Source organism: Mesorhizobium sp. WSM4828, from assembly GCF_055811175.1.
In genome coordinates this window covers 1-1,455 of the sequence record NZ_JBVVQK010000086.1, presented here as the reverse complement: position 1 = coordinate 1,455, position 1,455 = coordinate 1, and the positions used below count along the sequence as shown (strand labels likewise).

1 protein-coding gene is annotated in these 1,455 nt (G+C 64.8%); it reads left to right on the top strand.

Annotation, left to right across the window (positions count from 1 at the left end; translation table 11 throughout):
- The first annotated feature begins 144 nt into the window (after window positions 1–144).
- Window positions 145–1,446 (top strand): IS4 family transposase, encoded by a 1,302-nt coding sequence (locus tag AC0L2X_RS32360; protein WP_473562309.1) that lies wholly within the window; start codon window positions 145–147, stop codon window positions 1,444–1,446.
- The last annotated feature ends 9 nt before the right edge of the window (window positions 1,447–1,455 follow it).

The following is a 1,455-nucleotide window of genomic DNA, read 5'->3' as shown; positions in this document are numbered from 1 at the left end:
CTATCGCATTCACACATCTGGGTTGCGCTTTGCGGCGAAGCTCGATTCTATTTCGGCGGGAAAGCCGAAGGAGGATTGAATGACCGGAATCGAGTACGGGCTGGGGCGATTTGGTGACCTGCGCCTGGAAAAAGGGGGGCCTGCTTGCATCGGGCGCTGGTGGCGCGGCCTGGATCGTGTATCCGCCGGCTCGGCGGCAAGCGGGCGGCCGAAATGCAGTTTACGCGGTTTTTGCGCAATCCCTCGGTGACGGCGACGGAGATGTCGCTGCATGCCGGAAGACTGACCGGTCGTCGCGCGGCCGGCCGCGATATCGTCGCGGTGCAGGACACGTCGGAACTGGTGCTGGGTTCCCGGCGGGCGCGGGCCGATTATGGCCCGGTCGGCAAGGGCAATGCGGCAGGCTTGCTGCTGCACCCGGTTCTGGCGGTCGAGGCCGGCACGGGAGCCATGCTGGGCCTGGTCTCGATGCAGATATGGAACCGCAGCGCAGAGGAACTGGCGCCGCGGCGCCAGCGGGCGACAGCCAACAAGGAATCGCGGCGCTGGATCGACGCGACCAGGCAGGCCGGCGCGGTTCTGGAAGAGGCGGCCAGCATCACCATGGTGTCGGATCGCGAGAGCGACTTTTACGAACTCTTCGCCGAACGTCCGCACAATGTCGACCTGATCGTGCGGGCCTGCCAGAACCGGCGCATCGAGGCCGCGCAAGAAGAGCCCGGCTTGCTGTTCGCCTTCATCGACGCCCAGCCGGAGCAAAGCCGCTTTGAAGTGACCATCCCCGCCGCGCCCGGGCGACGCGCACGGGATGCCAAGCTGGCAGTGCGTTACGCGCCGGTGACGGTGCGGCGCCCACTCAACGGGGCCGATCCGGCGTTGCCCGAGACCATCGGTTTGACACTGGTCGATGTTCGCGAGGTGTCGAAGCCGAAAAACGGCAACGAGCCGGTGCATTGGCGCTTGCTGACCACCCACGGTGTCGCCACGGTGGCCCAGGCACGCCGTGTCGTCGACCTCTACCGCTCGCGCTGGGTCATCGAAGAGTTCTTCCGCATCCTCAAGACGGCAGGCTTCGATATCGAGGCAGCCGACATCGGCGATCCGCACGCCATGATCAACTTCGTCGCCGCTGCCACGATCGCCGCCGTCACTATCAAGCAGCTCGTGCAGGCTCGCGACGGCAACACCGATCAGCGGCTCAGCGATGCTTTCGATCCCGACGACCGACCCATCCTCGAAGCCGTCTCAGCCAAGCTCGAAGGCAAGACCGAACGACAACGCAATCCTCACCCCAAAGGCTCTCTAGCCTTCGCGGCCTGGGCCATCGCCCGCCTCGGCGGCTGGACAGGCTACTACGGCAAGCCAGGCCCCAAGGTTATGCGCATCGGCCTCGCCGAATTCCACGCCATCAAGTACGGAACCAAACTCAATCTGCAAAATGTGTGAATCCGATAG